Source organism: Sphingorhabdus sp. (genome assembly GCF_044357595.1).
In the GTDB taxonomy this organism is placed as follows: domain Bacteria; phylum Pseudomonadota; class Alphaproteobacteria; order Sphingomonadales; family Sphingomonadaceae; genus Sphingorhabdus_B.
Map to the genome: position 1 here is coordinate 1 of NZ_JBIKPH010000141.1, position 6,077 is coordinate 6,077.

Annotated in this window: 6 protein-coding genes; all 6 read left to right on the forward strand. The window is 56.0% G+C overall.

Annotation, left to right across the window (positions count from 1 at the left end; translation table 11 throughout):
* On the forward strand, positions 1 to 441 hold a 441-nt coding region (locus ACIQ2T_RS11500), incomplete at its 5' end, for a UDP-N-acetylglucosamine--N-acetylmuramyl-(pentapeptide) pyrophosphoryl-undecaprenol N-acetylglucosamine transferase (protein WP_397590936.1).
* Positions 438 to 1,856 (forward strand): UDP-N-acetylmuramate--L-alanine ligase, encoded by a 1,419-nt coding sequence (gene murC / locus ACIQ2T_RS11505; protein ID WP_397590937.1) that lies wholly within the window; start codon positions 438 to 440, stop codon positions 1,854 to 1,856. The genes ACIQ2T_RS11500 and murC, both read left to right, overlap by 4 nt.
* Positions 1,853 to 2,749: a UDP-N-acetylmuramate dehydrogenase gene (gene murB, locus ACIQ2T_RS11510; RefSeq protein ID WP_397590938.1), complete on the forward strand. Its 897-nt coding sequence runs from the start codon at positions 1,853 to 1,855 to the stop codon at positions 2,747 to 2,749. The genes murC and murB overlap by 4 nt, the downstream gene beginning before the upstream one ends.
* Complete coding sequence (locus tag ACIQ2T_RS11515) at positions 2,746 to 3,669, forward strand: D-alanine--D-alanine ligase (RefSeq protein WP_397590939.1); 924 nt, start codon at positions 2,746 to 2,748, stop codon at positions 3,667 to 3,669. The genes murB and ACIQ2T_RS11515 overlap by 4 nt, the downstream gene beginning before the upstream one ends.
* Positions 3,669 to 4,610 (forward strand): cell division protein FtsQ/DivIB, encoded by a 942-nt coding sequence (locus tag ACIQ2T_RS11520; protein ID WP_397590940.1) that lies wholly within the window; start codon positions 3,669 to 3,671, stop codon positions 4,608 to 4,610. The genes ACIQ2T_RS11515 and ACIQ2T_RS11520 overlap by 1 nt, the downstream gene beginning before the upstream one ends.
* Positions 4,607 to 5,872, forward strand: coding sequence for a cell division protein FtsA (gene ftsA, locus ACIQ2T_RS11525; protein ID WP_397590941.1), 1,266 nt, complete (start codon positions 4,607 to 4,609; stop codon positions 5,870 to 5,872). The genes ACIQ2T_RS11520 and ftsA overlap by 4 nt, the downstream gene beginning before the upstream one ends.
* Positions 5,873 to 6,077: the final 205 nt, after the last annotated feature.

Genomic DNA, 6,077 nt, shown 5'->3' on the forward strand with positions numbered 1-6,077 from the left:
GCGACCTATTTGCCTGACCTGCCTGAACGACTTGGCTGGGCGCATATGGTGATATCGCGGGCAGGGGCGTCAACGATAGCCGAACTAACCTGCGCTGGACGGCCCGCCATATTGGTACCGCTACCAAGCGCAACCGATGACCACCAAAGCTATAACGTTAAGGAAATGGTCCAAGCAGGCGGCGCCCGCGCCATCGCGCAGCCAGCATTCACCGCGGTAGAGTTGGCCAAGCAGATCGAGAAAATTGCGCTTGAGCCCGGTGCGCTGAAAAATGCGGCGAAGGCAGCGAAAAACTGCGGCCGGCCAAATGCGGTTGCCGACCTTGCCGACCTTGTCGAGTCTTTTGGCCGCGCCCCAATCATGCATCCTATAACGTCCCCATCCGAACACAGGGGCGCGTTCAATACGTCCCCTGCACTTGCCAAAGAGAACGCAGCGTGAAGGGTGTTCCTACCGATATTGGCATTGTCCATTTCGTCGGCATCGGCGGCATTGGAATGTCCGGCATTGCAGAGGTCATGCATAATCTTGGCTATCATGTGCAGGGCAGTGACATTGCTGACAGCTATGTCATTGATGGCCTTCGCCAACGCGGCATCAAGGTGATGATCGGCCACAGTGCCGACAATTTGGGCGAGGCGACCGTCGTTGTGACGTCAACTGCCGTCAAGGAAGGCAACCCCGAGCGCGATGCAGCTTTGGAAAGGCGGATACCCTTGGTACGCCGCGCCGAAATGCTTGCCGAATTGATGCGGCTAAAAAACACCGTTGCTGTGGCGGGCACGCACGGAAAGACGACCACGACATCTTTAATTGCCGCGATGCTGGACCATGGCGGCATTGACCCGACGGTCATCAACGGCGGTATCATCAACAGCTATGGTTCCAACGCGCGCCTTGGGGCAAGTGACTGGATGGTGGTTGAAGCCGATGAAAGCGATGGCAGTTTCTTACGGCTTGACGGCACGCTGGCGGTGGTCACCAACATCGACCCAGAACATCTCGACCATTATGGGGATTTTGACGCGATCAAAAGGGCGTTTGTCGAATTTGTCGAAAACGTCCCCTTTTATGGCGCGGCGATCATGTGTCTCGACCATCCCGAAGTGCAGGCCATTTTGCCCAAGATCCGCGACCGTCGGATTATCACTTACGGATTTTCGGCGCAGGCCGATATTCGCGGCGAAAATGTCACTCCGAACCCGGGCGGCAACCGTTTCGATGTGGTCGTTCGCGCACGCGATGGATCGCAGCGTACGATAAAGGGTATTCAGCTTCCCATGCCGGGCCGCCACAATGTACAGAACGCGCTGGCCGCGGTCGCCGTTGGCCTTGAAATGGGGATGAGCGACGCAGATGTTGCGCATGGCTTTGACAAATTCGGTGGCGTTAAGCGCCGCTTTAGCAAGGTTGGCGAAGTTGTCCTTGACGGTGGGGTCGTTACGATCATCGACGATTATGGCCACCATCCCGTCGAAATCCGCGCGGTGCTGTCGGCTGCACGCGAAGGTGCGCAGGGACGGGTGATTGCCGTCGCACAACCGCACCGCTTCACGCGGCTGCGCGACCATATGGATGATTTCCAACAAGCATTTAATAATGCCGACATGGTGTTCATATCACCCGTCTATGCAGCCGGCGAGGGGTCGATTGACGGCATAGATGCAGATGCGCTGGTGCATGGCATAAAGGCGCGCGGGCATCGTTCGGCTGCGACAGTGGCCGATGCCGATGACCTGGCACGCAAGCTGGCCGAAGTTGTTCAGGCGCATGACATTGTCGTGTGCTTGGGCGCTGGCGACATCACCAAATGGGCAGCTGGCCTTGCCGATGCAATTCAGGCAGCGCGCGGATGACAACGCTGCATATGCCGCAAGTGCAAGGACGTTTGACCCAAGCCGCGCCGTTGGCCCCTTTGGTCTGGTTTAAGTCGGGCGGCTGCGCGGATTATCTATTTGAACCTAAAAACATCGCCGACCTGCAATCTTTTTTGCGCGAACTTGACCAAGCCACGCCGGTCATGGCGCTTGGCTTGGGATCTAACCTGATTATCCGAGATGGCGGCGTCAGGGGTGTCGTTATCCGCTTGGGTAAGGCCTTTGCTAAAGTCACTTGTACCGACGCTGTCACGATGGAATGCGGCGCTGGCGCATCAGGCATTTTGGTGTCTTCCACTGCGCGTGACAATAAAATCGCTGGTCTTGAGTTTCTGCGCTCCATTCCGGGAACCGTCGGCGGCTTTGTTCGCATGAACGGCGGCGCATATGGCGGCGAGGTAAAGGACATTTTGCGCGATTGCGATATTGTCTTGCGCGACGGGACTTTTGCGACGTTGACTGTGGACGAGTTGCATTACAGCTATCGTCATTCCGAACTGCCAGATGGCGCTATTGTCGTTGCGGCGCGTTTTCAAGGACGTCCCGGAGAACCCGAAGCCATCCAAGCCGAGATGGACCGCATCAGCGCATCGCGCGAAGCATCGCAGCCATTGCGATCCAAAACCGGCGGGTCGACCTTCAAAAATCCGGATGGACATAAGGCATGGCAATTGGTCGATGCTGCGAGGTGCCGCGGGCTTCAGATTGGCGGTGCGCAGGTGTCCGAAAAACACACCAATTTCCTGATTAATACCGGCGATGCCACCAGCGCGGATATTGAGGCGCTTGGCGAAGAAGTCCGTGCGCGCGTAATGGCGCAGTCTGGCGTGGCACTAACATGGGAAATCCAGCGCGTGGGTGAAACGAAATGAGTAAGCACATTCACGTTGCCGTGTTGATGGGGGGGTGGTCGAACGAGCGGCCTGTATCCTTGATGAGCGGCAATGGGGTCGCCGATGCTTTGGAAAAGGTCGGATATCAGGTCAGCCGCGTCGATATGGACCGCAATGTCGCGCAAGTGCTGGTTGGCCTTCGTCCTGATGTCGTATTCAATGCCTTGCATGGCGTCCCGGGTGAGGATGGCACAGTGCAGGGCATGTTGGACCTCATGGGCATCCCTTATACGCATAGCGGCATGGTGACGTCGGTTATCGCGATTGACAAGGAATTGACCAAACAGTGCCTTGTGCCTGCCGGAATTCCTATGCCCAAGGGAACGATGGTCGAAAGCGAAAGCCTTTATGCGGGTGATCCGCTGCCGCGGCCTTATGTGCTTAAGCCCGTGAATGAAGGCAGCTCGGTTGGTGTGGCAATCGTCACTGATGACAGCAATTATGGCAATCCGATTGCCCGTGATGCCAAAGGGCCGTGGCAGGAATTTGACCGGTTGCTGGCAGAACCTTTCATCAAAGGCCGCGAGCTGACGGTAGCAGTGTTGGGTGACAAGGCGTTGTGCGTGACTGAGTTGAAGCCAAAGAGCGGCTTTTACGACTTTGACGCGAAATACACTGATGGCCTGACTGAACATATCTGCCCTGCAGAAATCCCCGATGATGTCGCGCAATATATGCTGGATACTGCGCTGCGCGCGCATCAATTGCTTGGCTGCAAAGGTGCCTCACGCACGGATTTTCGTTGGGATGACGAAGCGGGTATGGACGGTATATTCGTTCTGGAAACCAATACGCAGCCCGGCATGACACCGTTAAGCCTCGTGCCCGAACAAGCGCGGCATATTGGTATCAGCTACGAACAGCTAGTCGACATCATTGTGAAAGAAGCGTTGGCATAATGGCAGGTGCGACACGCAAGCCAGCAGCAAAGCGCAAAGCAACTGCGGCCAGCCCGCGGAAGAAGGTCTCCCAGATTTCGGGTGTCGACAAACTGTTGCGCATGCTCTCATTTTCCGAAGAGGAAGTGCAGCGCGTCATCACTTGGATTATCGTCGCGGTGCTTGCTGCGCTTGCCTTTGCCGCTGCGCAATATGCTGGACTGACCGCCGCTGCCTATCAACAATATGCCGCGCTTGCCGCAAAAGCCGGTTTTCAGGTGCAGCGCATTCAGGTCACGGGCATGGAACGGGTCGACCAGTTGAAAGTCTACCAACTCGTGCTCGCCGAAAAAGACCGTGCGATGCCGTTGGTGGATATCGACAAAGTGCGCATGGATCTTTTGCAATATGGCTGGATTAAGGACGCCCGAGTTGCACGGCGGCTGCCGGATACGCTTGCCGTCCAGATTATCGAGCGCACGCCGACCGCTATTTGGCAACGCAACGGGAAATATTCGCTGATCGACGCAGAGGGGATTGTTCTGCAAAATATTCGCCCCGGTGAGGGCGGTGACTTGCCGATGCTGAATGGAAATGATGCAAACCGGCACACGGTCGCGCTGAGTGCGTTACTCGACAAAGCGTCCGCGCTGAAATCACAAGTTTCCGGTGCAACCTGGGTCGGCAACCGTCGGTGGGATATTCAGTTCCAAACCGGAGAAACGCTTGCGCTGCCAGAAGGAGAGGCCGCCGCAGCCAAGGCTTTGCTGAATTTTGCGCGCATGGATGGTGTACACCGCTTGCTTGGCCGCGACCTGATCCATTTTGACCTGCGCGATCCAGATCGCGCCTATTTCCGCAAAGCACAGAAGGTGGAACCCGCCAAAGTGGAGAAGACGGAAAAAGTGGAAAAAGTGGAAACCAAAGAAGTTATCTCTAAAATCAGTGGACAGACAGCATGAAAACGACGCGCGTTGAAAGGCTGATATCGGCAATCGATATCGGCTCGTCGAAGGTTTCGGCCTTGATTGCGGGTCAAACCGATAGTGGCGAATTGCTTGTTCTTGGCACAGGGCAGCGCGAAAGTCGGGGTGTGACGCGCGGATGCATCGCTGATGTCGAACAGGCAGAACTATCTGTGCGCCATGCGGTCGAACAAGCGGAGCGGATCGCTGGCCTCAACATCGACCGCGTTTGGGTTGGCATGTCTGCTGGCGGGCTCGATAGTATGCTCGCGCCGGTCGAAATCGAATTAGGCGGCGACCGTATTACACAAGAAGATGTCGGCGAACTGCTGCAGGCTGGACGCGACAATATCCAAACCGGCGGCAAAATGGCGCTGCATATTCAACCGACCTTATATTCGCTTGATGGGGTTGGCGGCGTAGCAAACCCAATTGGACTGCATGCCGATCGCTTGGGCGTTGACGTGCATGTTATCCTTGCTGATCCATCGCCGGTTCGGAATATGGACATGACGGTACGCGCGGCACATTTGGATGTAGAATCGCTAGTCGTTGGACCGGTAGCAACCGGCCTTGCGTGCCTGACATCAGAGGAACGCGAACTGGGCGTTGCGCTGGTCGAATTCGGTGCGGCGGTCACCAATGTGTCGGTGTTCATCGGCGGAATGTTGGTTGGGCTTGAGACTATTCAAAAGGGCGCGTCGGACATTACCGATGACATAGCCTCAGCCTTTGGTATTCGCCGGGCGCAGGCAGAGCGATTGAAATGCTTTCACGGTTCTGCCTTAACCAGTCCGCGCGACTATCAGGAAGTTCTTGATATCGGTCCCGACGAAAATGGCGTTGAACCAGGAAACCAAGCGCCACGCATCACCAAAGCACAGTTAAACGCAGTGGTCTGCCAGCGCGTCGACAGCATTGTTACCGAAGTCGCGCAAGCATTGAAGACGCTAGGATTTTCTGGACCGTCTGGACATCAGGTGGTGCTGACTGGCGGTGGTGCCGAGCTTAAGGGTGCCGCCGAACATATGCAGAGCGCGCTTGGACGGACGGTGCGCATTGGTCGTCCTTCCGGGCTAACCAGTATTCCCGAAGCACATTCTGGTCCCGCATTTTCGACACTGGTGGGTTTGATTCATTATGCCGCATCGGAGCGTCTTGAGCTTCAATCCGGCTATGATATGCGCGCTGAACAGCTTGGCGGGGCGATGCCGAGTTTGATTGAACGCATAAAACGGGCGGTTCGTGAGAACTTCTAACAGAAAGCTGTGCAAAACGGGTAATTTTGGGGTGTGCGTTTTTTGCTTTTGTGTCAAAAGCGTGAAAGTTTCGAACAAGCTGATGGGGCTAAGGGGATAAAATTATGAGCATCAATATCGGGCCACCAATGGTTGACGAATTGAAGCCGAAAATCGCAGTTATTGGGGTTGGCGGCGCTGGCGGTAACGCAGTTGCAAACATGAT

Coding starts and splice junctions, on each gene's coding strand:
- murB (WP_397590938.1), top strand. CDS start 1,853: ATGACAACGCTGCATATGCCGCAAGTGCAAGGACGTTTGACCCAAGCC.
- ACIQ2T_RS11515 (WP_397590939.1), top strand. CDS start 2,746: ATGAGTAAGCACATTCACGTTGCCGTGTTGATGGGGGGGTGGTCGAAC.
- ACIQ2T_RS11520 (WP_397590940.1), top strand. CDS start 3,669: ATGGCAGGTGCGACACGCAAGCCAGCAGCAAAGCGCAAAGCAACTGCG.
- ftsA (WP_397590941.1), top strand. CDS start 4,607: ATGAAAACGACGCGCGTTGAAAGGCTGATATCGGCAATCGATATCGGC.